Below are 25,457 nucleotides of genomic sequence, written 5' to 3' on the forward strand. Positions count from 1 at the left end.
GATATGGATGAATTAGAAGTATTAAAAAGAGAATGGCAATCCAGGGAACAGGAATTCCCCAAACTGTCCTCGAAGGAGATTTACCCAATGCTATTGCGCAAATCGTCCTCCTTGGTAAAATGGATCTTTTACATCAGTATAGCCGAGCTGATCCTTTGGACCTCGTTGGCTTTTGTAGCTCCCGAATCCAGTAAACAGATCAATGAAGCAATGGGGCTTAAATCCACCCTGTTGATCGTGAGTATCGTAGGTTATGTGATCACTTTTGTTTTTATTTACCTCTTTTACAAGAATTATCGCTCCATACAGGTGACAGACTCTATAAAAAACCTGATGTCCAGTATCCTCAGAACGCGAAAAACGGTACGATACTTCGTATACTACAATATTGGTGCGGCCATACTTCTCCTAACGTTTACGAATATCTATTACTACTCCAAAAAGGAGATGTTGTATGCTACATTTTCTAAATTTAGCGAGGATTATGCGGCTATCCCGCCCGAAAGTTTTACTACCGTATTCTTTACGGCACAGATAATTGTTGGAGTACTACTGATAGTCTTCCTTGTTATTTTCTACAGGTTGGTATATGGAATTCTTTTAAGAAGACTAAAACGAAATTACAGGGAATTGAAAAAGATCGAAGTTTAGTTTTCTTCTGAATCGGATTTCTTTTCCTTTTTCTTCTTTTTCTCTTTCTTCTTGGTCTCTTTACGCCACTGACGCTCTTTATTCTCCTCTTCACGGCGAAGCAATTCCTCTTCCGGAATTACCTTTAAGAAGGAAGGATGCTGCTCGATAGCGTACTCAAGTTTTTCCACTATGGAGTCGATAGACTCATTCTCATAGTCGATCTCAAGAGGTTTTTTGATTTCCATCGATTGAAGGATCCCCTTCTTCTTGGTTCTGAGTCCTTTTTTATCGAAAGATCTTCGGAAACCATCGATTACGATAGGAACTACTAAAGGTTTGTTTTCTTTAATAATGAAAGCTGTTCCCCGGCGAATGGGTTTCCAGGGCTTGGTGGTACCCTGCGGAAAGGTGATCACCCAACCATCGTTGAGCGCCCTTGAAATATTACTAACATCGCTCATCTTTACCTGCCGATTCACTTCTTTACCCCTGGAACGCCAGGTTCTGTCGATGCTCACCGAACCAGCATAGGCCAATATCTTCGGAAGAAGTCCGGACTGCATAGTTTCCCGAGCTGCCACAAAATAAATATTCAATTTTGGATTCCAGAGGTATCCTATATTCTTGATACTGTCCGTACGCCCACTCAAACTTGCGTTGAATACGTGAAACATAGCTACCACGTCGGCAAAGTAGGTCTGGTGATTGGAGACGAAAAGTACGTTAGTATCGGGAAGTTCCTTGATGATCTCGCTCCCTTCGATCTGCAGTTGGTTAAAGCCTTTAAATCTTCGGTGTGTTAATGCACCCAAGATCCTGATCAACCATTTCTTCAGAAATAATATATGTCCGAAAGGATTCTTCTTGAAAAGCCCCATAGTTACGTAACTGCTTTGTAAGACTTACCGTACAGCGGCAAGCCGTGCAAATATATGAAAAACCCTATTCACAAGGTCTGAATTAGTAATTGCCGGGCTTCATTCAACATCATAGCCGTAGCTCCCCAGACCACATGATCCTGAAGTTCAAAGGCAGGGACCTCTAGATTCTCTGCATATGAGGTCGATAGGGTCTTCGTTATCCGCACCTTCTCATTCATGAATTCTGAAAGTGGCACTTCAATTATCGCATCTACTTCACTGGCCTCAGGAACAAAATCGGGATAGCGTTTAGTGATCCCCATATAGGGTTGCACAAAGAAATTACTGGGTGGAATATACAACTCGGTTAGCCGCCGTATTACCGTCACGTCCTTCGAGGGAACTCCAACTTCTTCTTCCGTTTCTCTCAAAGCCGTGTGTTCGAAGTTTAGATCGCCATCTTCATACCTCCCTCCGGGAAAGCCTACCTGTGCCGAATGCACACCTTTATAAGTCTTACGAAGTATAAGTACAAAACGGGTGATTCGTTCTTCCGAAGGATAAAAAAGCATGAGTACACCGGCTCGTTTGCCTGTTTTAGCTTTGTGCGCCAATCTCTTTAATTCAAGAAGTCGCTCCAGAGGTGCCATTTCCATATGTGATCCTTCACCCGGAAGTGGCAAATTCTTTATTTTAGCAACTGCAGATTCAAATGCTGAAAAATCCATTTATGAAAAACTACTGGCGAATTTACGTTCTACTCTTCTTTCTGATTTTGGCCTGTGAAGATAACAAAAAGACAGCGCCCGATAAAACGAATACTACTAACAAAACCATACAGCTTAAAGACAGCATACCCGAAGTGCAACCGGAGATCATAGTAAGGGATAAAGAAGGTATAGCCGATCCAAGCTACGAGAAGATCACCAACAAAAATGTAGTTGAATTCCTTACAGAGTACGGAAAAGAAAACCCGGAAACCAGGGTTCGTGTTACCACGGCTCATGGTGATATTGAAATTGAGCTATACGAAGATACCCCGCTGCACAGGGCTAATTTTATCTACCTGGTGAAGCAGAAATATTTCTTCGGAACCTTCTTCCACCGGGTGGTTCCTAATTTTATCATCCAGGCGGGGAATAGTGATAACCGTGGCACTACAAAAAAGCGAGCCCAGATTGGAAAAGATTACCTGCTTCCCGCAGAGCTCGATAATGGCCGAATCCATCAATACGGAACAATCTCAGGCGCCAAGGAATATCGTGAAAACCCCGACAAGAGGACAGCTCCTTTCGAGTTCTTTATTTTTCTAGGCCCCAAAGCGGCTACAGGACACCTGAATGGTAACTACACCATCTTCGGAAGAGTTACCAAGGGGATGGACGTGGTTGAGAAGATCGCTAATCTGCCTAAAGATGAAGGCGACTGGCCTCTGGAGAATATTTACATAGATGCTGAGATCATCCAATAGTAAGGATATCCATTATTGCTGAGTATAATAGTTGTAATCCTGAATCACTTTGTTAACGAAGGCCATGGGAGTACCTTCGTATTGTATCTCCATAACGCCTGAGACCTTTGAAGCCAGCTTCAGTATGATATTATGATTACCGCCGTATTTTGCCTCGTTATAAACAGATTTAATAGTTTGCATCTCGTTGTCTGAGAAAACAGTTACCTGTGGATACATGGGTTCGTAATCTTCCGGAATGTCCTCAAGGATAGTCTGTGAAAGAAAAATGGCTGGTTTTTCGGTGATCACGGTAGTTTGTGCCGCTATATCTCCCAGTCGCTGCCCTTTTCCATTAAAAAGTATTACAACCAGAGCTACCGCACCGCTGGCAATGCTAATATCCACCAGTCGGAGCAACCATCTAAGCAAATAATTTGAAAAGGCGGGTTTAGATCCGTCAATTTTTACTACGCGAAGTTTCATGACGTGTTTTCCAGGACTTTGACCGTTCCAAAACGCCTCGAATAATAAATGATATAGGAGAATGGGAAGCCCCACTGTCATAATCACGACAAACATATAATCATCGTCCATCTCCAGCCAGGAGAACAGGATGATCATAAGAAACAAATATATACCCATAATAATGCTATCCACCAGGTAGGCAAGAATACGATCTCCTACCCCCGCTACATTTTGCGCGATGTTCACATTTTGGGCGGTTTCTATTTGAAAATTATCCATTAAAACTGTTTCTTTGAAAATAAACTACGAAGGTACGATGCGTGAAGCGGCATTTGCAAAGCAAAATAAGGATAAATGGCTAAAATTTGAAAATGTTCTTCGGAATAATGTGCAGGTCTCTCCGGACGAGCTAAGTGCGCTTTACATTGAAATCACAGACCATCTGAGTTACGCTCAAACCTTCTATCCAAACAGCAACACCCTACGCTACCTCAATGGGCTCTCCGTACTTGCCCATCAGAAGATCTATAAAACCAAACGGGAGTCGAGATCCAGGTTTATCACTTTTTACACAGAGGAATTCCCGCTTTTCTTTGCTCAATACCAGAAACAACTACTGATCTCCTTTCTAACTTTTGCTCTGTTTTCAATAATTGGTGCTTACTCGTCAGCAACCGACGGGGATTTCGTCCGTCTCATACTCGGTGATGGCTACGTTAACATGACGCTGGATAATATCGATAGTGGTGACCCCATGGCGGTCTACAAAGAAATGGGAGAAATGAATATGTTCCTTGGGATTACTATTAATAATGTAAGAGTTGCACTGATCGCTTTTCTGTTTGGTATCTTCTTTTCACTAGGTACACTTTACATTCTCATGCGAAACGCTATCATGCTGGGATCCTTTCAGTATTTCTTTTACGACCAGGGAATGTTATGGGAAAGTGCCAGGACCATTTGGATACACGGTACCATTGAGATCTCTGTGATCATCGTTGCGGGGGCTGCCGGACTGGTTTTCGGTAACGGAATCCTGTTTCCGGGGACCTATAGCAGGCTGCAGTCGTTTGTGAGAGGCGCAAAGGCAGGATTAAAGATCGTTATCAGCACGGTTCCTTTCTTTATTATTGCCGGCTTCCTTGAAGGCTTTGTCACCCGACATACGGAAATGCCGGATTGGCTCGCCATCCTTATCATCCTGGGATCACTGAACCTGATTGTATTTTACTACGTCATTTACCCCATAAAACTAAAACGAAGACATGAACGAATTCATTCAGTTTAAAAAAAGCAGGGATCTTGGAAAGATCATAACGGATATCTTTAAGTTCCTGAGATACAACTACAAGGTGCTATTCGGGCTCATCTTCAGGATCGCGGGACCCGCACTCATTATCCTTGTACTTGCCTATGTCTTTTACCTCGAATCCACTATGGGGGCCTTCGATCCATATTCAACGAGTAATAATTTTGAGGATGGTTTATTTGGGCTCTTCATTTCCCTCGTCGTTCTACTTCTTGCCGGGGGTCTTTATTTCGCCCTGCTCTACGGAACGGTGCTTTGCGCCATCAAATCTTACGTTAACAATAATGGGCTGATCGATAAAAAAGAAGTGGCACAGGGGGTACGTACTAATTTTTGGGGCTTAGTTGGCTTGAGTCTGTTAAACGGACTCATGGTGGGCGCCGGATTTCTGGTTTGTATTTTACCGGGTGTTTACCTTGGCGTGGTCATAATTACGACCTATATGATCTTAGTATTTGAAAAGCGCAGTGTTTCAGATGCCATTAGTTATAGCTTCGACCTCATCAAAGGATACTGGTGGACCACATTCGCCACCTTGATAGTGATCTATGTTATTTACTATATCGTATCCATGATCTTTCAGGTACCTCAATATATCTATTTCTTCACCAAGGAATTTACAATGAATGAGACCTATACAGGCGGTGTGGAAGCTTTCGACTGGATCGACATGACCTTGAGTTCCATCGGTCTTGTTGCACAATACCTGCTTCAAACCTTTATGGTGATCGCTTCGGCCTTTATTTATTTCGATCTGAACGAAAAGAAGAATTTCACAGGAACCATTGAAACCATCGATTCCCTGGGTAAGCGAGAAGAATAAAATGCGAATACTACTGTTCATTTCCATATTCCTGTTTTTTTCTCCTGAAAGCGTATCGCAGGATTCGCTGCAGGAGACGATCAAGCCGGTGGTAGTATACGACTCCGAAGAGGATGTGGAACCAATGGAATTGGACGAAGGAATCATTGATGAATTCAAAGTAGACGACGATTTTGACTATACGGAACTGGAAGCTTCGGAATCCTGGTTCGAGCAATTTATAAGATGGCTGGGTGAACTCTGGGATAGTTTCTGGAGGTGGCTACTGGGGGACTACGAAGCCGTTGGAATCCTGGCTTTTCTTATAAAAATTCTACCCTACATCATTATTGCGGGAATTGTATTTTTCGTTATCTGGTTGTTCTACAAACTGAATCCGGGAGCACGACTGCTCAAGTCTAAAGAAGCGCCCGAAGTATTCTACACCGAGGAGGAAGAGATCATCAAATCCAGGAATATCAGCGATCTCATTCAGAAGGCGCTGGAAGCTAAGAATTATCGTTTGGCGATACGATACTATTATTTATTGGTTCTGAAGAAACTCAGCAAGGCGGAGATCATTCACTACGAATTCGATAAGACGAACAGGGAATACGTTTCCGAGATAGATTCCGAAGAGATCAGTAAGCGTTTCAGTAATGTTACCAATATCTATGATTATATCTGGTACGGGAATTTCGATGTTTCGGAATCCGATTTTAGTATAGCTCAGCATTCGTTCAACACCTTAGTTAACCAAATACCCCAAGACGATGAGTAAGTTCCAAAAATTAATATTTCTGGGACTGATAATCGTTGTAGCGTCCCTGGTGTACATAGAAGCTTCCAAACCGGAACCTGTGAATTGGTTCCCCAGTTATACCACTTCCGATAAAATACCCCTGGGAACCTATGTGCTGGATGAACTACTCTCGGAAAAATTGGAAGACAACTACAGGAAAGTGAACATTCCACCTTACGAAAAAATGAGGGATCCCGAGTTTAAGGGTAATTATTTCTTTGTGAATAATTCCGTCGATTTCGACCCCACCGAAGTGGAAAAGATTCTGGATTGGGTAAGCGAAGGGAATAATTTGTTTGTTTCGGCCAATTATCACAGTTATTCTTTGATGGATACACTGAAACTTGAAATGCGAAACGATTGGGCAGCCGGTAATCTTGGTTCGGAACCATTGCTAGACCTCAGCAACCCTTATCTAAAGAAGAAAAAACCTTACCACATTAAGCACGATTTCGACGTACGCTATTTTGAAAAGATCGATACCCTTAACCAGGTGGTCCTGGGAGAAGGCCAGCTTTACCTGGACACACTGGCCATGACCGATCCCAAGGTGAATTTCATCAAGGCGCCGGTGGGAGACGGATCGATATTCCTTCATGCTCAGCCTGAGATCTTCTCGAATTATTTCCTGCTTACGGATGACTATGCAGCGCATACCGAACAAGTGCTATCTTATGTAAACAACGACCTTCCGTTCTATTACGATAATTATTACAAAACCGGCAAAGCCGTAAATCTTTCACCGCTGTATATCCTATTGAATAACAAATACCTGAAATGGGCGTATTACTTTGTGTTGATCGGGCTGTTCTTATACGTGATCTTTGAAGGCAAACGCAAACAGCGCAAGATTCCAATCATCAAACCCCTTCGTAATCAAACCTATGAATACACCAGGACTATTGCAGGGATGTACCTGGATAAGAAAGAATATCACAACGTCGCTCGCAAACAGATCTCCCTGTTTATGGATTACGTAAGAACCCAATATCGCGTCCCAACCAATATCATCAACAGCAGGTTCTTCGAATCGTTAGCGGCCAGAAGTGGAAATACTTTCGACGATACTCGAGAGTTGTTCGTATATCTGGAAAAGATGGAACACAAACCTGAGATATCAAAACAAGAATTAAAAGAATTACATTTTAAAATAGAATCATTTAAACAGCAGATAGATGGAAAATCCTGAAGAAAAAAATGAAGAGCTTCAATTCAGCAACCGAATTCCTCTGGATGAGTTAAGGAATACCGTTGCGGAAATAAAGGGCCAGCTCAACAAAGTGATAATCGGTCAGCAGGACTTTATTGAACTACTTATCGTGAGTTTACTGGCCAATGGCCACGTCCTGATCGAAGGAGTACCGGGAATCGCCAAAACGATCACAGCCAAGTTATTCGCCAAAACCCTGAAAACAGATTTCAGTAGGATCCAATTCACTCCCGACCTTATGCCAAGCGATGTACTGGGTACTTCGGTGTTGAACATGAAAGAATCTGAATTCGAATTTAAGAAAGGACCTATCTTCTCCAATATTGTACTCATCGACGAGATTAACCGGGCGCCGGCAAAGACTCAGGCGGCCTTATTCGAGGTAATGGAGGAGCGACAGATCACTATGGATGGGATCAAGTACGATATGGAATATCCTTTCATGGTGTTAGCTACCCAAAACCCCGTGGAACAGGAAGGGACTTACCCCCTACCTGAAGCACAGCTGGACAGGTTCCTATTTAAAATTCGTGTAGGATACCCGAGTCTGGAAAACGAGGTCAATATACTGAAATCACATCACGATCGAAAACTCACTGCCCCTGAAACTCTTATATCCGGTGTTCTTACACCTGAAAAACTTAGGAACTTCCGGGAACTGGTTCAAAGTGTATTGATCGAAGAAAAGATCTTCTCATACATTGCGCAGATCGTAGATAAATCGAGGAATCACCCACACCTCTACCTGGGTGGATCCCCACGGGCCTCCATTGCCATCATGAATGCATCTAAAGCTTTTGCTGCCATGAGTGGAAGGGATTTCGTTACTCCGGATGATGTAAAGCGGGCTCTTGCACCAGTACTTAGACACAGAATCATTCTATCTCCAGAAAGAGAAATGGAAGGGATGGCACCTGAGACAGTTATAGACATGATCTCTCAATCCATTGAAATACCCAGATAGTGATTAAATTCCTTAAATCCCTGTATCTCAGTCAGCGATTTTTCTACGCGATCTCGGTGATCGCGCTGCTGTTCCTGATTTCGTATTGGATCGTTCCATTATACGGAATCGTCTGGCTGTTGGTATTAGGATTGCTACTATTACTGCTGATGGAGATCAGTATGTTGTACAGTGGAAAAGGAATGGAAGGATCGCGAATACTACCCGAAAAGTTCTCAAACAGCGACGAAAACGATGTGATCGTACAATTGAGAAATCGTCATCGGTTCACCCTAAAAGTGGAACTGATAGACGAACTCCCCGTCCAGTTCCAAAAACGAGATTTTCTCCGCAAGACTAGTATTCCGGGTAAGCACAGTCAGACACTTGAATACGGCGTTCGTCCGGTTGATCGGGGTGAGTATTTTTTTGGGAACCTGAATTGTTATGTGAGCTCTGTCATCGGACTCATTCGCAGGCGATATACCTTCGATAAAGAGCAGATGGTCAAAGTCTATCCCTCCTTTATTCAAATGAAAAAGTACGATTTCATGGCGATCGACCACCGACTTGCCTATGCCGGTTTGAAAAAGATCAGACGGATTGGGCACACTATGGAATTCGAACAAATTAAGGAATATGTGTTGGGTGATGATGTTCGGACGGTGAATTGGAAGGCCACGGCCAAGCATGGGCAACTCATGGTGAATCAGTACCAGGACGAGAAAATGCAACCGGTGTATTCTATCATAGACACTAGCAGGATTATGAAAATGCCATTCAACGAACTTAAACTCCTGGACTATGCGATCAACAGTTCACTGGCATTTTCGAATATAGCCCTTAAGAAAGGTGATAAAGTAGGTGTGCTCGACTTTTCTAATAAGATTGGGAATTTCGTCCCTGCAAAAGCAAAGAAAACACATTTGAACAACATACTGGAAAGCCTGTACAACGTGGAAACCAAATTCCTGGATTCCAGTTTCGGGAAATTGCAGGCCTTTGTAAAGCAGCAGATCACAAACCGAAGCCTGTTAATGCTGTATACTAATTTTGAACATATCTCTTCATTGCACCGTCAGATGCAATACCTTCAGGCCATTGCCAAGAAACACGTTCTGGTTGTGATCTTCTTCGAAAATACCGAACTGAAAGAACTCATCGAGGACAATGCCGAAAACGTTCCGGAAATAGTAGACCAAACCATAGCACGGCAATTCGAGTACGATAAGAAGGTGATGGTACTGGAACTTCAGCAAAGAGGAATACAGACAGTGCTGACCTCTCCTGAGGAATTAACTGTCAATACTATCAACAAATACCTGGAGATTAAGGCTAGAGGACTGCTATAGCGGGTTACATAATTCCTCAAGGATTCCTAAGTTACAATTCAGTAGTAAAAATTTACAGTTGGGTAGATTCCTTTGGTAAATCCCACCTAAGCTATGGACATTTGAAGTGTAAATAAGTAATCACTTTAAATCCACTAATGATGAAAACGATCCTAGTAACCATTACAATAGTATTAAGCAGTTTTATACTGAATGCACAAGATGCCGATTCCATGATCGCTGAAGATGCGACTTCAGAAACAACAACAATAACCGTAAATGTTCCGGTGAAGAGCGACAAAGGGACGGTTATTTTCGGACTTTTTACTGAAGACAACTTTATGAGTTCGGCACCTTTACAAGGACTTGAATCCGAAATCGTAGACGGAAAAGCAACGGTAACCTTTGAAAATGTTACACCCGGCACTTACGCGATCACATTATTCCATGACAAGAACGGGAATAAGAAAATGGACTTTGAACCTAATGGTATGCCGATTGAAATGTACGGTGTATCGAACAATGTGATGAGCATGGGACCTCCGCAGTGGAGCGAGGCAAATTTCGAAGTGAAAGGAGAGCCCCTTACCCTGGATATCATCATGTAAATAAAAACGGAATGATTATCACCGCCGAGAATTCGGCGGTTTTTTTATATCCGATTTGAAGCGATAGGTTTTGAATATTATTTATTAATTTTATATAAATTTTATAAATGACCATAACCCAATTAAAATACGTTTTAGCGGTCGCTGAGCACCAAAACTTCACAAAAGCAGCTGAAAAGACCTTCGTTACCCAGCCTACCCTGAGTATGCAGATTCAGAAGTTGGAAGAAGAGCTCGATATCCAGATCTTCGACCGAAGCAAGAAACCCATAGAACTGACCACAGTGGGCAACAAGATCGTGAACCAGGCCAGAAGCATAGTTAATGAGGCCGATAGGATGCAGGATGTTGTAGACCAGGAAAAGGGGTTTATTGGCGGTGAATTTAAGTTAGGTATCATACCAACGGTCATGCCTACTTTGTTACCTATGTTCCTTAGAAATTTTACGAACAAGTATCCTAAGGTACAGTTGAAGATAGAAGAGTTAACCACCGATGAGATCATTACTAAGATCATCGATGGTCACCTGGATGCGGCTATTGCCGCTACACCGCTTTACAACGACAAGATTAAGGAAAGGGTACTCTATTTCGAGCCATTTGTAGGTTACATTCCTCCAAGCCACAGACTCTCGCAAAAGAAACAAATAGATCGCACCGATCTGGACATTGAGGATATACTGCTACTTGAAGACGGACATTGTTTCCGGGATGGTGTTATAAATTTATGTCAGTCTGCCAAGCTGAGTTCAGGAGATAGTTTTCAATTGGAGAGCGGAAGTTTTGAAACGCTTATCAAGTTGTGCGATGAAGGATTGGGGATGACTTTGTTACCTTATTTGAATTCTCTGGACGTATCCGGAGCTAAGCAAGAGAACCTTAGATATTTTGTGGAACCACCGCCGGCGCGGGAGGTAAGTATTATCTATAGTAAGAGTGAACTGAAGTTGCAGATCATCGATGCGCTTTACGATTTGATCGCCTCGGTAGTTCGAGGGGCCATTGCCTTCCAGGATGTAAAGATCATTCCACCTAACAAATAGGCCCTGAAATTAAAAAATCCCGCCGAAGCGGGATTAATTTATGGGTTTAGAAGGATTAAACATTGATTTAACTGGGGGTTCTGTTTAATAAGAGCATCGATCCAGATCTTCAATTCCTCAATTTCGTAAGGGAGGAGTCTTTTTAGCGCTTTCTTCAACTCTTTACAGAACAAATTCACATCAAAGCTTACTTTTTTCAAAACGGCTTTGGTGTAATCGAACATTGCTCTAGCCATAGTTAAACAGTTATTAATTAGGTTAAGTAGTAATCTCTATACGCACAAGGTTTTGATTAGACTCCTTCAAGATAACAAAAAATCCGGAATTTTATTTCCTCTGTTAATAATTATTTAACTAATTCTGAAGCTAACTATCTGTTTTTCAACTTCACGGTCCATTCGAAGTCGAATTTCGAAACAACAACACCTTCTTTATTGGTTCCTACGGAATGCATCCAGCAGGTCTGCCCCTCACCTGTTTCGATTGCTTTATGGATCGCCTCCCGGATCGCCAAACCGTCTTCACATCGAAATGTAATACACCCGGTTGCCTTCTTGGAAAATGAAGCCTTATTTTTAACGACCAACATAGAAATCGGTTTACCACTCTCTTTAATACTAGACATAACAAGAGCGCCTGTGCTCAGTTCGGCGGCCATTCCCTGTACAGCCCAAAATATGGATCGAAATGGATTTTGATTGATCCATCGATGCCTAACAGAGGTTGTGCAGTTTTTAGTAGAAATCGACTTCAGTCGAACACCAGTAAAATATGCAGCCGGTAGTTTAAAAAAGAGAAAAGTATTTATAGCACCAGGTTTCATGGGCATTTTGTAGAATTTCAGGCTAATATATTCATTTTATTCGACTCACTAAATATGTTAATATAATGTTAATTTTTAGTACTATGCGTAACATAATACCAGTTTAAAGACATATATTTGCATAAGAAGATAATTTGTCATGGAAAGAAACCCATCAGAAAACCAAAAACAACTCGGCGCTCTTATTCACCTGAGTACCTTTTCGAAGTACTTTTTCCCCTTCGGAAATTTTTTCGTTCCACTCATATTATGGTCTTTCAACAAAGAAAAACCATTTGCCGATGAACACGGAAGACAGGCCATAAATTTCCAATTGAGCATCCTGGTCTATTCCTTAGTAATAGGACTCGTATGTATCCCCTTCTTCCTAATGTTCGCTACCGATTTCGTTTCGCTTATCGATGCCATCGAGCATACCGTAGGGAATGTGACGGTGAATAACGCTACTAACCTATCCGGATTTATAATTCTATTTAGTATAGTGGCTCTCTTACTCTTCGGACTTTTCCTGTTCGAATTATATGCGGTAATAAGCGCCACCATGAAAGCTTCACGCGGTGAATTGTACAAATACCCGTTGTGTATACCATTTTTAAAATCTAACCTCGAAAATCAATCAAGTCATGAGCACTCTAATTAATATAGCAATGGCGATAGCAGCAAGTCTGCTGTCCATAACCGGTGTTCACAGGAGTTACGATAACGCTCCTAAAGCGGAGATCATACAATGTGAGCAAATTCAACAGAATATGAATACACATTGCATCATCAAAAACGAACAGTTATCTCAAAAAATCAAGTAAAAAGATGAAGATCGAAAACACAAAAGCACAGATGCGCAAAGGGGTTCTGGAATACTGCATCCTCTCTATCCTAAAGGATGGCGAGGCCTATACTTCGGATATTCTGGAAACGCTTAAAGACGCTAAAATGCTTGTGGTAGAAGGAACCATCTATCCCCTGCTTACCCGCCTAAAAAATGCCGGTTTGCTATCGTATCGATGGGAAGAGTCCACCAGTGGACCGCCTCGCAAGTATTATGAACTTACCGAAACAGGTAAAATATTTTTAAACGAGTTAAACACTACCTGGAGCGAATTGCAACAGGCCGTAAACCGAGTAACCAGCGAAACTATTAAAAAATGAAAAAAACAGTAAACATAAATTTAGCAGGTACTTTCTTCCATATAGACGAAGATGCCTTTGCCAAACTACAACGCTATCTTGAGGCGATCAAGAGATCGCTGTCAGATCCTCAGGGAAGTGACGAGATCCTGCGGGACATAGAAGCCCGTATTGCTGAGCTGTTTTCTGAAAAATTAGAAAATAATTCGCAGGTAGTCTCAACAAAAGAACTAGACGAGGTGATCTCAGTAATGGGTCAGCCCGAAGATTATATGGTAGACGAGGAGATCTTTGAAGACGTTCCTCCTGCTGCCAAAAGAAGATCAAGACCTTCTTACAAACAACTATTCAGAGATATCGATAATAAATTTATCGCCGGTGTTTCTTCCGGACTCGGACACTACCTTGGCATCGATGCCATTTGGGTGCGTCTGTTATGGGTACTCCTAACCGTTTTTTCAAGCGGAATCTTTATCGTCGTTTATATATTGTTCTGGATCCTGGTCCCCGCTGCGGAATCAACCTCAGATAAATTAAAAATGACAGGGGAGCCTGTGAATATCTCGAATATTGAAAAAAAGTTCAAGGAAGGATATGATGCTGTCGCGGATAAGGTAAAAGGCGCTGACTATGACAAATACGGGGAGAAAGTAAAAAAAGGTGGAACCAGCTTTTTTGACGCCCTCGGTAATATCCTTCTTGCAATCCTTAACATATTTGTCAAGTTCTTTGGAATTATACTTATAATCACGGCATTATCAACACTTGTCGGTCTTATCGTAGGACTATTCACATTAGGCTCCGTAGATATTTGGGGACAAGGTGAACTCCTCGATTACTTCACTGCCGTAGACACATCGAACACACCCATATGGCTGTTGTCACTAATACTGCTTCTAGCCATCGGTATTCCTTTCTTTGTATTGTTCATACTTGGATTGAAACTGCTTATCAGCAACCTGAAATCCATTGGTACAACAGCAAAGATCGTATTACTGATACTTTGGGTAGCCTCTTTAGTTGGTTTGGGAATCATCGGGGTGCGTCAGGCAACACAGCAGGCGTACAACGGTGATTTCATCACCGAGAACGAACTTCAGGTCGTTCCTGGTGATACCCTTGCCCTCGCTATGAGAGCCAACGACCAATATAGTTACAGCGTGCACAGAGGTGGTGGAATCCGTATCGAATACAATGATAATGACGAAAAAGTGATCTATTCAAATGACATTCGACTTATTGTTCGATCTACGGATGATCCAACAGCTAAGCTTGTGATCCAGAAGCATGCGGATGGTAGTAGTTATAACGACGCCAAAGCGCGTGCTGAGGCAATCGATTACAACTATTCGCTGGAAGATGGGACCTTGTTGTTGGACGGATATTTCACAACGGAATTCGAGAATAAGTACCAGGACCAGGAAATGGACCTGATACTTTATCTTCCGGTAGGCACCGTATTGATCGCAGACGACAACACCTATTCCTTCCATCGTAATTATTCGTCTTCAAGAGACATACTGAATAACGGAGATGAAGGGCAATACCTTCTTATTATGAAGAACAAGACCAAATGCCTGGATTGCCCTGAAAATGAATTGCGTTCTAATGAAGAAGATGAGAACGACGAGGATTGGGTAAAAGAAGTGAACGAAAGTCTTGACGATGACGACGGTATGTCTACCTCAGAAACAATAGAGGAAGTGGTTCCTTCTGAAATAGAAGAGACAATAACCGAAACAGATTCAACAGAAATCAATAATTAAATCAACTAAACGCCGAGAGGCATAACATCAATCACAATCATGAAAACACTGAAAATCCTAATCGCGTTTGTAGCCGCCGCAACGCTTACCAGCTGTAATTTCGATTTTAGTATCGGACAAATAGACGGTAATGGCAATGTTCAAACTGAAGAAAGACCCGTATCCGATTTCACCAAGGTCAAAGGCTCTGCTGGTATCGATGTATACCTCACCGAAGGTTCAGAAAACAAAGTGGTGGTAGAGGCGGATGAGAACCTGCTGGAATTTATTGAAACCAGTGTGGAAGGTGGGAAACTACGTATCCGTTCGATGCAAAATATCGGGCGTGCGAAGGCCAAAAAAGTACATGTAACCTATGTGAACTTAACGAGTATCGAAGCTAGTAGCGGTGCCGATGTTATCGGAAATTCAGTAATAAAAAGTGAATCACTAAACCTGGATTCCAGTAGTGGTGCAGACCTTGAACTGGAAATTATATCCAAGGAAGTGTTCGCGGAAACCAGTAGTGGAAGCGATATGAAGTTATCGGGGAAAGCCACTACCCTACGCGCTAAAGCGAGCAGCGGAAGCGACCTGAATGCCAAAGAACTGCTAGTTGCTACTTGTAATGCGGATGCATCCAGTGGTGCCGACATCAAAGTAAACGTTAAGGAGCGCCTCAATGCAGAAGCCTCCAGTGGCGGTGATGTCCACTACTACGGAGACCCGGCAGCTGTTACCAACAAAGGTGGCAGAACCGGCGGTGTACACAAAATGTAATAAAAGTAATACCAACCACCCATGATGAAACCCGGGGTAATGTCCATAGTACCCTGGGTTTCTCTTTTTACAATTATGATGAAAGCAATATTGATTTTCGCCTGTTTTATTTCCTTCGGAATGATGGCCCAGGTTTCAACCGATTCGGAATTATTTCTCACCCTGAAACAAAACGACAGTCTTATCTTCGAACGGGGGTTCAATAATTGTGAGCTGAATGCCTTTGAGGACCTCCTTTCCGAAGACCTTGAATTCTATCATGACAAAGGCGGAATCACAAAGAGTAAGGAGGAATTCGTTCAGCAATACAAAAATGGAATTTGTGGCAATCCAAATTTTTCTTCAAGGCGCGAATTGATAGAAGGAAGCCTGGAAGTTTTCCCTCTCTACGACGGTGGAAAACTATACGGCGCGCTTCAGAAAGGAATCCACCGATTCTTTGAAAAACCTAAGGAAAAGCAGGAGATTCCGGGAAGTACTGCCAGATTCACTCATTTATGGCTCATCGAAGACGACCAATGGCGACTAAAACGTGTCCTCAGCTATGATCACCAGATGAAATAACGACTCTGTCAGTCCGAACTCCTGTACTGTGCTAGGTCGAAGTATGATTCGGACTCTATAGGCATGCAAAATAAAACAGATTCTGAATGAAATTCAGAATGACAAAATAGTCGTTGAAATTAAAGGCTCGGTTAAGTGGTAACTTTAGCTTCAATACCCTGCAAATACCTCTCCGCATCCAGTGCTGCCATACATCCTGTGCCAGCCGCGGTTACTGCCTGTCGATAGTCCTTATCCTGAACATCACCACTGGCAAATACTCCGGGCTTATTCGTCTCGGTAGTCTTACCTTCGGTTATGATATAACCGGTATCGTCCATATCCAGCTGCCCTTTGAAGATTTCTGTATTCGGCTTATGCCCAATAGCAATGAAAAGACCGGTAATTGGGATCTCTTCGATCTCCCCGGTTACGTTATTCTTCATCTTTAACCCTTCAACCACCATATCTCCAACAACTTCCTCGACTTCCGTGTTATATCGCAGATCGATGTTCTTAGCTGCATTTACCCGATGCTGCATGGCCTTAGAGGCCCGCATTTCATCACGACGCACCAGCATGGTTACTTTGTTACAGATCTTTGAGAGATAAGTAGCCTCTTCCGCTGCTGTATCTCCACCTCCAACTATTGCAACGTCCTGACCTTTATAAAAGAACCCGTCACAAACGGCGCAGGCAGAAACTCCTCCGCCTCTAAGCCGCTGCTCACTTGGAAGCCCCAGATATTTCGCAGTGGCGCCGGTAGAAATTATCACAGTTTCCGCTTCGATCTCTTTGGTATTATCAACCACAGCCTTGTGAATACCACCTTCTTCATCACTCAATTCCACAGAAGTCACCATTCCAATGCGTACTTCGGTTCCGAAACGCTCTGCTTGTTGCTGAAGCTGCACCATCATAGTTGGGCCATCGATACCTTCCGGGTAACCGGGAAAATTATCTACCTCAGTTGTAGTAGTGAGTTGCCCACCCGGCTCAAGACCTGTGTAAACTACAGGCTTAAGGTCGGCGCGAGCCGCATATATCGCGGCTGTATAACCGGCAGGGCCCGATCCGATGATCAGACATTTTATTCTTTCAATTTGTTCAGACATAGTTGTTATTCTCTTGAATTTCTGCTGAAGTAAAAGTAGTAACTTTCACCTAAACCTTACAGTAAAAGTTATCAATAAAAAGGATGGATTTATCAAGAATCGCTATTTGGCATTCTATTGGGTAAAAAGCGTCCCATCATCTTTACACACATATTGTATTGCCCTATCTATTGACAACCGTCAGTAATACTTCAGCAGGAAACCGCTATCTTTATTCCATAAGTCAGTGAGATGAAAAATATACTATTGCCTACCGATTTTTCAGAAAATTCATTTCAGGCCATGGATTATGCCATGAAGTACTTCTCCGGGCAGAATATGAAGTTTGTTATTCTGAACATTCAGAAATCGTCAGACTATATCATGGACGATCTAATGACGGCATCTCCAGGTTCCTCCGTTCACGAGGCAATTTCCGCAGATAATAAGTCCAAAATCAATGATGTGGTGGATCGCTACAGATCCGAATATAGCGATGAAGCTTTCGAATTTGAAGGATTGTTCGATTTTGATGTTTTCATTGATGGTATTGCTCAAACCGTGGCTTCCCGAAACATTGATCTTATAGTAATGGGAACAAATGGGGCGAGCGGGGCCAGGGAAGCAATCTTCGGAAGTAACACCCTTAACGTAATTCGGCAAATTAAATGTCCGGTACTTGCTATTCCCGAAAACTACGAGTTTGATGAGTTAAAAAAAATGTTGTTCACGGTGATCGATGAGAAGTATCCTTCGGAAGAAGCATTGCAACCCTTCATGGACTTTATTGAGCTGTACAAGCCCGAGTTGCACATACTCCACATAGATGAAAAACGCAGCAATTCCGAAGTTGAAAGCAGCAAGGAGTTCAATAGTATGTTTGATGATCTAAGAGTTAAGAATCACTATCTGAAAGGAATTCCGGCACCCATGGCCATTCATTCCTTCACCCAACTCATTAGCGTAGACATGCACAGTATTCTTATCGAACAGAAGCAATTCCTGGACAGGTTCATCCATGGATCGGATACTTCAAAGATAAGCTATGCGACAAAGGTTCCTCTTCTTGTAATGCACGACTAGCCTATAATTCGTATTCCGGACTCTTGCCGGTATTCCAGCTGTTCAGGTTGTGGAAAGTAGTTTCGGCTATTTTCTCAAGGGCTTCTACGGTAGCAAAGGCCTGATGAGGAGTAAGTACTACATTCGGGTGATCAATTAATTTCTTCAGGTTGGAATCTTTCAGCGCCTCTCCCCTTCTGTCGTAGAAATAAACCCCACTCTCCTTATCGTAGACGTCGGAAGCATATCCCCCCAGTTTACCTGAATCCAAGGCATCCAAGATAGCGGGAGTATGAACAATAGCACCTCGTGCGATATTCACTACAAGCGATTTATCCTTCATTCCGGATATCACATCAGAATCTAAGAGATGGTAGGTTTCCGAAGTAAGTGGAAGGCAAACCATAAGGACATCGCATAGTCCCTGCATTTCCTGTTTACTCAGATAGGTCACTCCATATTGATTGTGAAGCGCCAGATTAGGCTTTAGGTCATTTGCATAGATCTCACAACCAAAGCCGTGCAGCAATCTCACAACTACACTACCGATAGCACCCGTACCAAGAACGCCAACTTTTTTACGATACAGATCGAAACCAATGAGACTCGAAAGTGTAAAATCCTGTTCCTTCATCTGTTCGTGAGCTCTCACTATCTTCCTATTTAAGGCCAGTAAAAGGGCCATCGCATGTTCCGCAATTGCGTAGGGTGAATACGCAGGGGCATGAGCAACCCTGATATTAAATTTTTCTGCCGTTTTCAGGTGGATATTATCGTAACCCGTGGAGCGAAGCGCAACGTATTTTACCCCAAAATCATGGAGCTTTTCCAGGACGTTTGTAGAGGCATCGTCGGCCGAAAAAATAGAAATGGCGTCATAGCCAAGTGCCTTCATTGCCGTATTAGTGGTTAACCTGTCGCGTGTGTAAATAACTTCAAGCCCTTCAGTATTTGCAGCTTTGAGATAGGGAATTTCAAAATCTTTTGAGCTATAGATCAGTACTTTCATTCGGGGACGATTACTAATTCTTTTTCTTTCAGATTATTAAGAAGGGTTCGCACATATTCATTCACATTCCGTTCGCGATTATATGGATCGACAATATCGATTCTTCCTCTCCACAACAATTCTCGTTCTTTGCCGGGACAAATACAGAAAACCGTGGTTTCCGTATGATAGACCTTATACGATTGCGTGTTATTTCTTCTATACAGGTTCTGGTTGGTGCGATAGTAATCCTTGAAATTCTGAAAATCATTTACGAATCCTCGTACCGCCTGGACGGTGGTTACTTTTTCTTCAGTACCTGTTATCCTTGAGATCATCACCGCATCGAAACCCGCATCGAGCAACCTACCCTCAATGGTACTCAATTCGTCATCTGTTTTATTTGAATCAGTAAAGGAGCCTTCAAAGAAATCAATGCTCCTAACGGCGATTATCTTTTCCTTTTCCAATCCGGACGACAGCTTATCTTCGAAAGTTCTTCGAAGTTCCGTATCGGCAGTCATTCCAATTACCAGTACTTTGTTGGCTTCATATACAGGTGTATCAGGGCTTTCCCATTCTTCAATAATCCGCGTGGAGGAACATGACCACAAAGCCACTAAGGCAATCAGGAGAAGCATTGTCTTGTGCATAGCGAAGATGTTTACAGTTTTAGGTTTTAGTTAATTATTCTCCGTTGTGATTTGTGATGATAGTAGTGTATCTTTTTAAATCTGCTATTTAACCTCCGTATCTCCGGGCTTAAGCAGTCTTCGTTTTTTCTTTTCTTTGAGGATTTTTTTAATGAGTCTGAATACCCGTCGCTTCAGCTTTTTAAATTTAGATAAGTTAGCTACGGTTTCAAACATAAGCTGATAATGTAGCGTCTTATATTCGTCCTCTTCATCGGGGATATCGATGTCATCCAATAAAGTTTCCAAAGTATTGGAATGTTTCATCAGTTTCTTGATCAGTGGTTTTACACTCTTCTTTTGTTTACTAAGCTCTAAGGCGATCTTCCTGCTTTCTTCAAATAGGTCTTCACTTAGCAGTTCCAGAGTATGGCTCTTGATAAGGTTTGAGAGAAAAGAAATTTCAGATTTAAGGAAACGCAATTCCGAAAGGCAGGTAATAGTATCTTCATGGAGCCCTTCAGGACTTCTCCACTCTATGTATTTTATTGATGAAGGATTGATATGCATAATGTTGATTTTAGCGTAAAAGGCAGAGAGCAGAACAGTCATCCTGCTTTCTGCCTTCTCTTAGAAGTTATTCAATCTCAATCTTCTTTTTAGGCTGTTCTATAGCAATTTCCTCTTTGAAAAGCTGTAGATTCAATAGCCCGTTATTGTAGGTTGCTTTAACTTCTTTATCTTGATTTACCGTGTTAGGTACTTTGATCTTGCGCTCGAAGGAATTATAACTGAACTCTTTACGAGTATATCCTTCTACGTCTTCCTCAACTGTTTCTTTCTCCTTTTCGGCAGAAACTTTTAAAACATCATTTTCGAGAGATACTTCGATTTCGTCTTTGGAAAATCCGGGGATTGCCAATTCAATGTTATAAGTAGATTCAGTCTCCTTAACATTCATTGGTGGCAAACTCTTTCCATTTTCAAAGAAATCGTCATCAAATATATCACTCGTGTCAAACCATGTAGGAATACCACGATCTATCAGTGGCATTCTTCTTCTGAATTTAATAAGTGACATAGGATTATTGATTAAAAATTAATATTCTTTTACAATCTCTTAAATGTAGAAATAAGTTGAATTGCCGACAATGACAATTATCAGCTTTGACATCAATTGGGAGTATATTAACTTTAAGACTATTAAACCATAACCGTCACTATATCAAACAGATGTGGTGTCTGAACCCGCCATTGATAACGGTCTTGTATTTTTGTTCGGAATACATCCCGGGCAGTGGGCTCACCGTGTATCAGAAATGTTTGTTCAGGTATGTTTTTTATTTCTGAAAGCCAGTCCAGGAGTTCCCCCTGGTCTGCATGAGCCGAAAGGCTTTCGATGTGATGGACCTCAGCTTTCACGGGGTAATACTTTCCGAAGATCTTCAGCTCATGAATACCTTCCAGTAGTTGACGGCCTCGTGTTCCCTCAGCTTGAAATCCTACCAGTAACACTGCGGTATTATCGTTATCCACGAGTTGTTTCAGGTAGGTCAAAACCCTTCCGCCAGTTACCATTCCGCTACCCGCGATCACAACTTTTGGCCTGGGGTCATCTATGGTTTCCCAGGTCTCTCGATAGGACGTTATGATCTCCATCCGGCTCTGCATTGAACTAAATTCCGAAGGGTTTAGTTTGTACCATTCCGGATAACGCTCAAACACACTAAGCACATTGTTCCCCATTGGACTGTCGATGAAGATTGGGATATTCGGAATGCGGTTCTCCCTGTACATTTTCCACAGTAAATACATAAGCACTTGCAGGCGTTCCACAGCGAAAGACGGAATGATCAGGGCGCCACGACTATAAATAGTCTTGTTGATCAAATTGGAGAGTATCTCCGTTACGCTCTCCTCAGGGTGTAATTTGTTCCCGTATGTGCTCTCAACGAATAGGTAATCTGCCCATTCCGGCTTTTCCGGAGGGAATAATAAATGATCGTTACTTCGTCCAATATCGCCCGAAAAAACAAATCGTTTATCGAAGATCTGCAATTCGATAAAAGTGGAACCAATGATATGTCCGTTGTACCGAAAACGACATTTGCAATGCTCACTCAACGTGTTCCATTCATCCTTTTCAATTTCAGAAAAGAAATTCAAGGTAGCTTCTGCCTCTCGAATAGTATAGAAAGGTAAGGCCGGATCGTGTTTGGAATATCCTTCCTCATTGGCCTTTTCGGCCTCTTCCTCATGAATCTTTCCGCTGTCTTCCAGTATAATCTTTGTAACGGCAAGTGTTGGAGCAGTTCCTACTATCTTTCCACGGAATCCCTGTTTTACCAATCTCGGCAGGTATCCTGTATGATCCAGGTGGCCGTGTGTGAGTAGTACAAAATCAATCTTACCGGCATCGAATGGCAGCGGATCCCAGTTGCGTTCACGAAGTTCTTTTAACCCCTGGAACATCCCACAATCTACCATTATATTTACTTCTTCCGTTTCCAGGACGAACTTGGAACCGGTTACTGTTCCGGCAGCCCCGAGGAAATGTATTTTCGCTGTTCTCATAAGATTTAGAAATTACACAACATATTTACTTCCTCCAGTATTCTCTCTTTTCGGTTTTCGGAGATCCCAAGATGATCCAGGAAAAATTTGTCTTTGTACAACTGTCTGCAAAGCACAATATCCCGACTTAGTAAAAACTGTTTCTCTCGTTTCGTGAGCAAAGTGGATACTGTTATTGGATAGAGTCCTAACCTGTCGATTCTTTCTTTAAGACTGTTTCCTTTGGGGTGATCCCAGCTTAGGAGGTATAGACCGCAGCAGAGGCCGTAATCCAGAGCGTCCTTGGTGAACCTGGTGTTGGTCACCACCCAGCCTTCCGTTGGCGTATCTACCTTTTGTTGAGCTACAATATCACGGTACCGGGAATCAATGTACAGCGGGATCTTCACATCGCAATTTCGGCTCTCATCACTGTGAAACTTACATTCCGCGATAATATAATCCGAGTTTTTACGAGCAATTACATCGACTTCATGGGTAACACATCTGCCATTGAGGAATTTCCCCACCTTTACCTCGTAACCGGAATATTGCAAAAGAGCACCCACAAAGCGTTCAAAAGGAAAACCTGTAGGACCAAGTTCGTAAATGGCCTTCTTTAGTTTATACTTGGAAGCAAAAATGGACTTTTTGCGTTTAAGCAGGGCGTATGCCCTGTTGTAGATCTCTTTAGTGCTTATTCCCTGGTACAGTTCATCCCTAACGGTATTGATAATGGACTTGATCGTAGTCTTGTCGGCTCCACTCCTTCTCAGGGAAGAACTCAGCTTATCCAGAGAGAAATCTACTTTCTCGCCAGTTGATTTGATGACTTGAAATTGCTCATCACTCATTCGATAGATTGCTTTTGAAGATTAATTTCTCAAATCGTGTAACGCGAGTACAGGTACTTTGGAATGTATTCCCAGATCTTTAACGAGCGGCCTGGAAAATATACTTCCGAAGAAGGTATGCTTTTTATTGATAAAAGCGATCATACCACTACCCCTGTTATTCACGAACAATTCTACAGCTTCTCCAATATCACTTTTCTCCATGGTATGATAACTGTATTCCAGACCTTCGAAACACTCTTCCAGCAGCTCTTTGTAATTCATTTGAGTTTCGCTGAGTTGTTTTTCGGTTTCAACGTGAAGGATACGGATCGGAGCTTTTGTGATCCTTGCGATATCAATAAGGTGTACCAACTCCCGTCTCTTGTAGTGTGTTTTAAAGCTTGTGGGAAATACGATTTCAGTGGGGTCCGAATACACAGTATCCGGAGGAATGGCCATTACCGGGCAGTTACGTTCCTTTTCCATAACGGTAACCGTATTACTTCCGAAGGAAACATTTAACGCATCCGTATCTCCCTTCGTACCCATGATCACAAGGTCTATATCCTTCAATTCTACCACTTCTTTGATGGCATCAAGCAGGTTGTCATTCTTCGAAATTGTAAAAAATTTATGGTCGGATTCGTCCTCGCGAAAGGATATTCTCTGAAGGATCTTCTCGAGTCCCTTCAATGATTTTTCCTTTATTGCCTCCGCGTATTCGTTATTGGGTTGGGCAACAACAATGTTGTCCATGGCATAGCCGGAGAAGTTATACGTATTCAGAATGTAGAAATCACAGGATTCGTTCTTGTACAACTCGATTGCATATACGATGGCGTCCCATGCATTTCTGGAAAAGTCGGTGGGTAATAATATCTTTTTTCGCATGGCCTGCGTTTTTAGTTGTCTTTAAATGTACACCACATATAGGCTAACTGCTATGATAAATATCAGCTAGCAGGTATAACGAGGTAAGGCGTTGATGGCCTTCTTCCTATCTTTTTCACGATCGATTCCCTGAACAATTGAACAATGAAGTTATGCTTGTAATAGATAATGGCGAGTAGATCCACATTGTGATTATCAACAAAGTAACTTAAGGTGGTAGTTATCCCGAAATTTGATTCCAGCCATTCTATGTTGCATTGAATATCACTCAATAAATTCATCAAAGCGTCAAGGTTCTTTCGCTGTGTATCGGTAATAATTTCATGTTCCCGAACATGGAGAACTTTTATTTCTGAATTATGCAGTTTGGCCAGGTATAATAGCGCATCGAGGTCTGAAGGATGGTATTCTTTCTCAAAGGAGGTTGGAAAGGCCATAAGCTCAATAAACTGAAAAACAGCATTGGGAGGAACTACCAACACAGGAGTTTTCTTGATTCTGTCGATCACCTTGATGGTATTACTTCCCAATATCACCTCCTTTGCTCCGGTTCGCCCTTTGGTGCCCATGACAACAAAGTCTACCTTACGTTGAATACATATCCGGTTCATTGCACGCGGCAGTGACATGGCAGTTGAGATCACGTCGAATTTATGGCCGCATCCCCTGGTGTCCTCAATGAGTCGTGCCTTTACTTCTTCACATTTGCTATCGGATTCATCGTATAGAGCGTCCAAAATCTCTTTTGATTGGCTGATATCCACCAGGGACGTTAGTCTTGAAGCTTCAACCTCAATTGAGTGAAGTATATAAATAATACAAGGTTTCTTTTCAAAGAGCCGACTGGCATAAATGAGAGCATTGTATGCATTTTCAGAAAAATCCGTAGGTACTAAAATTTTCTTCATGATCTTGCCTTTTATAAG

The 25,457-nt window shown here is 42.2% G+C and carries 31 protein-coding genes; 17 read left to right on the forward strand and 14 right to left on the reverse strand.

The features are described from left to right. Positions 1-3: 3 nt before the first annotated feature. Positions 4-651 (forward strand): hypothetical protein, encoded by a 648-nt coding sequence (locus J1N09_RS08050; protein WP_265199586.1) that lies wholly within the window; start codon positions 4-6, stop codon positions 649-651. On the opposite strand, the gene J1N09_RS08055 is transcribed toward J1N09_RS08050, so the two are convergent. Continuing rightward, the gene (locus tag J1N09_RS08055; protein WP_265199589.1) at positions 648-1,511 is read right to left on the reverse strand and encodes a lysophospholipid acyltransferase family protein; all 864 of its coding nucleotides are present in this window, start codon (positions 1,509-1,511) and stop codon (positions 648-650) included. The genes J1N09_RS08050 and J1N09_RS08055 overlap by 4 nt on opposite strands. 68 nt (positions 1,512-1,579) lie before the next feature. Further along, the gene (locus J1N09_RS08060; RefSeq protein WP_265199591.1) at positions 1,580-2,221 is read right to left on the reverse strand and encodes an NUDIX hydrolase; all 642 of its coding nucleotides are present in this window, start codon (positions 2,219-2,221) and stop codon (positions 1,580-1,582) included. Positions 2,222-2,223: 2 nt separating this feature from the next. Here J1N09_RS08060 and J1N09_RS08065 point away from each other — a divergent pair, with 2 nt between their 5' ends. After that, positions 2,224-2,964, forward strand: coding sequence for a peptidylprolyl isomerase (locus J1N09_RS08065; RefSeq protein WP_265199593.1), 741 nt, complete (start codon positions 2,224-2,226; stop codon positions 2,962-2,964). A gap of 12 nt (positions 2,965-2,976) precedes the next feature. On the opposite strand, the gene J1N09_RS08070 is transcribed toward J1N09_RS08065, so the two are convergent. After that, positions 2,977-3,690 (reverse strand): RDD family protein, encoded by a 714-nt coding sequence (locus tag J1N09_RS08070; protein WP_265199594.1) that lies wholly within the window; start codon positions 3,688-3,690, stop codon positions 2,977-2,979. 37 nt (positions 3,691-3,727) lie between these two features. Between J1N09_RS08070 and J1N09_RS08075 the strand changes: the two genes are divergently transcribed. The 8 genes from J1N09_RS08075 to J1N09_RS08110 all read left to right on the forward strand — a co-directional run bounded on the left by J1N09_RS08075 (position 3,728) and on the right by J1N09_RS08110 (position 11,459). Further along, the gene (locus J1N09_RS08075) at positions 3,728-4,699 is read left to right on the forward strand and encodes a stage II sporulation protein M (RefSeq protein WP_265199685.1); all 972 of its coding nucleotides are present in this window, start codon (positions 3,728-3,730) and stop codon (positions 4,697-4,699) included. After that, on the forward strand, positions 4,677-5,543 hold the full coding sequence (locus J1N09_RS08080) for a hypothetical protein (RefSeq protein ID WP_265199595.1): 867 nt from the start codon (positions 4,677-4,679) through the stop codon (positions 5,541-5,543). Before J1N09_RS08075 ends, J1N09_RS08080 begins: the two co-directional genes overlap by 23 nt. Before the next feature lies 1 nt (position 5,544). Further along, a complete protein-coding gene (locus J1N09_RS08085; protein ID WP_265199597.1) occupies positions 5,545-6,303 on the forward strand; it encodes a DUF4129 domain-containing protein in 759 nt (252 codons plus the stop codon). Beyond that, complete coding sequence (locus J1N09_RS08090; RefSeq protein WP_265199599.1) at positions 6,296-7,513, forward strand: DUF4350 domain-containing protein; 1,218 nt, start codon at positions 6,296-6,298, stop codon at positions 7,511-7,513. The genes J1N09_RS08085 and J1N09_RS08090 overlap by 8 nt, the downstream gene beginning before the upstream one ends. Next, complete coding sequence (locus J1N09_RS08095) at positions 7,500-8,498, forward strand: AAA family ATPase (RefSeq protein WP_265199600.1); 999 nt, start codon at positions 7,500-7,502, stop codon at positions 8,496-8,498. Before J1N09_RS08090 ends, J1N09_RS08095 begins: the two co-directional genes overlap by 14 nt. Then, the gene (locus tag J1N09_RS08100; RefSeq protein WP_265199602.1) at positions 8,498-9,829 is read left to right on the forward strand and encodes a DUF58 domain-containing protein; all 1,332 of its coding nucleotides are present in this window, start codon (positions 8,498-8,500) and stop codon (positions 9,827-9,829) included. The genes J1N09_RS08095 and J1N09_RS08100 overlap by 1 nt, the downstream gene beginning before the upstream one ends. A gap of 140 nt (positions 9,830-9,969) precedes the next feature. Further along, positions 9,970-10,416 (forward strand): DUF2141 domain-containing protein, encoded by a 447-nt coding sequence (locus tag J1N09_RS08105; RefSeq protein WP_265199603.1) that lies wholly within the window; start codon positions 9,970-9,972, stop codon positions 10,414-10,416. Positions 10,417-10,523: 107 nt separating this feature from the next. Then, positions 10,524-11,459, forward strand: coding sequence for a hydrogen peroxide-inducible genes activator (locus J1N09_RS08110; protein WP_265199604.1), 936 nt, complete (start codon positions 10,524-10,526; stop codon positions 11,457-11,459). Positions 11,460-11,497: 38 nt separating this feature from the next. On the opposite strand, the gene J1N09_RS08115 is transcribed toward J1N09_RS08110, so the two are convergent. Together J1N09_RS08115 and J1N09_RS08120 are read right to left on the reverse strand one after the other, a co-directional pair. Further along, positions 11,498-11,695 (reverse strand): hypothetical protein, encoded by a 198-nt coding sequence (locus J1N09_RS08115; RefSeq protein WP_265199606.1) that lies wholly within the window; start codon positions 11,693-11,695, stop codon positions 11,498-11,500. Between the two features lie 134 nt (positions 11,696-11,829). Beyond that, entirely contained in the window at positions 11,830-12,288 is a 459-nt protein-coding gene (locus J1N09_RS08120) for a DUF4442 domain-containing protein (protein WP_265199608.1), read from the reverse strand. A gap of 133 nt (positions 12,289-12,421) precedes the next feature. Here J1N09_RS08120 and J1N09_RS08125 point away from each other — a divergent pair, with 133 nt between their 5' ends. The 6 genes from J1N09_RS08125 to J1N09_RS08150 are packed head-to-tail and all read left to right on the forward strand — an operon-like array spanning position 12,422 to position 16,496. Then, positions 12,422-12,922, forward strand: a complete 501-nt coding sequence (locus tag J1N09_RS08125) for a DUF4870 domain-containing protein (RefSeq protein ID WP_265199610.1) — start codon at positions 12,422-12,424, stop codon at positions 12,920-12,922. Then, complete coding sequence (locus J1N09_RS08130; RefSeq protein ID WP_265199611.1) at positions 12,906-13,085, forward strand: hypothetical protein; 180 nt, start codon at positions 12,906-12,908, stop codon at positions 13,083-13,085. The genes J1N09_RS08125 and J1N09_RS08130 overlap by 17 nt, the downstream gene beginning before the upstream one ends. Before the next feature lie 4 nt (positions 13,086-13,089). Then, the gene (locus tag J1N09_RS08135; RefSeq protein WP_265199612.1) at positions 13,090-13,428 is read left to right on the forward strand and encodes a PadR family transcriptional regulator; all 339 of its coding nucleotides are present in this window, start codon (positions 13,090-13,092) and stop codon (positions 13,426-13,428) included. After that, on the forward strand, positions 13,425-15,173 hold the full coding sequence (locus tag J1N09_RS08140; protein ID WP_265199614.1) for a PspC domain-containing protein: 1,749 nt from the start codon (positions 13,425-13,427) through the stop codon (positions 15,171-15,173). Before J1N09_RS08135 ends, J1N09_RS08140 begins: the two co-directional genes overlap by 4 nt. Before the next feature lie 39 nt (positions 15,174-15,212). Then, positions 15,213-15,932, forward strand: a complete 720-nt coding sequence (locus J1N09_RS08145; RefSeq protein ID WP_265199615.1) for a head GIN domain-containing protein — start codon at positions 15,213-15,215, stop codon at positions 15,930-15,932. 39 nt (positions 15,933-15,971) lie between these two features. Next, the gene (locus tag J1N09_RS08150; protein WP_265199616.1) at positions 15,972-16,496 is read left to right on the forward strand and encodes a nuclear transport factor 2 family protein; all 525 of its coding nucleotides are present in this window, start codon (positions 15,972-15,974) and stop codon (positions 16,494-16,496) included. Positions 16,497-16,627: 131 nt separating this feature from the next. Here J1N09_RS08150 and trxB read toward each other — a convergent pair whose 3' ends face one another. After that, complete coding sequence (gene trxB / locus J1N09_RS08155; RefSeq protein ID WP_265199617.1) at positions 16,628-17,590, reverse strand: thioredoxin-disulfide reductase; 963 nt, start codon at positions 17,588-17,590, stop codon at positions 16,628-16,630. Positions 17,591-17,821: 231 nt separating this feature from the next. Here trxB and J1N09_RS08160 point away from each other — a divergent pair, with 231 nt between their 5' ends. Then, entirely contained in the window at positions 17,822-18,652 is an 831-nt protein-coding gene (locus J1N09_RS08160; protein WP_265199618.1) for a universal stress protein, read from the forward strand. A 1-nt stretch (position 18,653) separates the two neighbouring features. Here the strand turns inward: J1N09_RS08160 and J1N09_RS08165 are convergent, their stop codons facing one another. From J1N09_RS08165 to J1N09_RS08200, 8 genes are all read right to left on the reverse strand, one after another. After that, the gene (locus J1N09_RS08165) at positions 18,654-19,640 is read right to left on the reverse strand and encodes an NAD(P)-dependent oxidoreductase (RefSeq protein ID WP_265199619.1); all 987 of its coding nucleotides are present in this window, start codon (positions 19,638-19,640) and stop codon (positions 18,654-18,656) included. Continuing rightward, positions 19,637-20,272 carry a hypothetical protein gene (locus J1N09_RS08170; protein WP_265199620.1) on the reverse strand — a complete coding sequence of 212 codons (636 nt, stop codon included), beginning with the start codon at positions 20,270-20,272 and terminating at the stop codon, positions 19,637-19,639. Before J1N09_RS08170 ends, J1N09_RS08165 begins: the two co-directional genes overlap by 4 nt. 84 nt (positions 20,273-20,356) lie before the next feature. After that, on the reverse strand, positions 20,357-20,821 hold the full coding sequence (locus J1N09_RS08175) for a hypothetical protein (protein WP_265199622.1): 465 nt from the start codon (positions 20,819-20,821) through the stop codon (positions 20,357-20,359). Positions 20,822-20,888: 67 nt separating this feature from the next. Beyond that, the gene (locus tag J1N09_RS08180; RefSeq protein WP_265199623.1) at positions 20,889-21,332 is read right to left on the reverse strand and encodes an Hsp20/alpha crystallin family protein; all 444 of its coding nucleotides are present in this window, start codon (positions 21,330-21,332) and stop codon (positions 20,889-20,891) included. A 122-nt stretch (positions 21,333-21,454) separates the two neighbouring features. Then, positions 21,455-22,825 carry an MBL fold metallo-hydrolase RNA specificity domain-containing protein gene (locus J1N09_RS08185; RefSeq protein ID WP_265199625.1) on the reverse strand — a complete coding sequence of 457 codons (1,371 nt, stop codon included), beginning with the start codon at positions 22,823-22,825 and terminating at the stop codon, positions 21,455-21,457. 5 nt (positions 22,826-22,830) lie between these two features. Continuing rightward, complete coding sequence (locus tag J1N09_RS08190) at positions 22,831-23,658, reverse strand: ATP cone domain-containing protein (protein WP_265199627.1); 828 nt, start codon at positions 23,656-23,658, stop codon at positions 22,831-22,833. A gap of 21 nt (positions 23,659-23,679) precedes the next feature. Next, positions 23,680-24,531 (reverse strand): universal stress protein, encoded by an 852-nt coding sequence (locus J1N09_RS08195; RefSeq protein ID WP_265199628.1) that lies wholly within the window; start codon positions 24,529-24,531, stop codon positions 23,680-23,682. Between the two features lie 62 nt (positions 24,532-24,593). Then, the gene (locus J1N09_RS08200; protein WP_265199629.1) at positions 24,594-25,439 is read right to left on the reverse strand and encodes a universal stress protein; all 846 of its coding nucleotides are present in this window, start codon (positions 25,437-25,439) and stop codon (positions 24,594-24,596) included. Between the last annotated feature and the right edge of the window lie 18 nt (positions 25,440-25,457).

It is taken from the genome of Aureitalea sp. L0-47 (assembly GCF_026126405.1).
Taxonomy (GTDB): Bacteria; Bacteroidota; Bacteroidia; order Flavobacteriales; family Flavobacteriaceae; genus Pukyongia.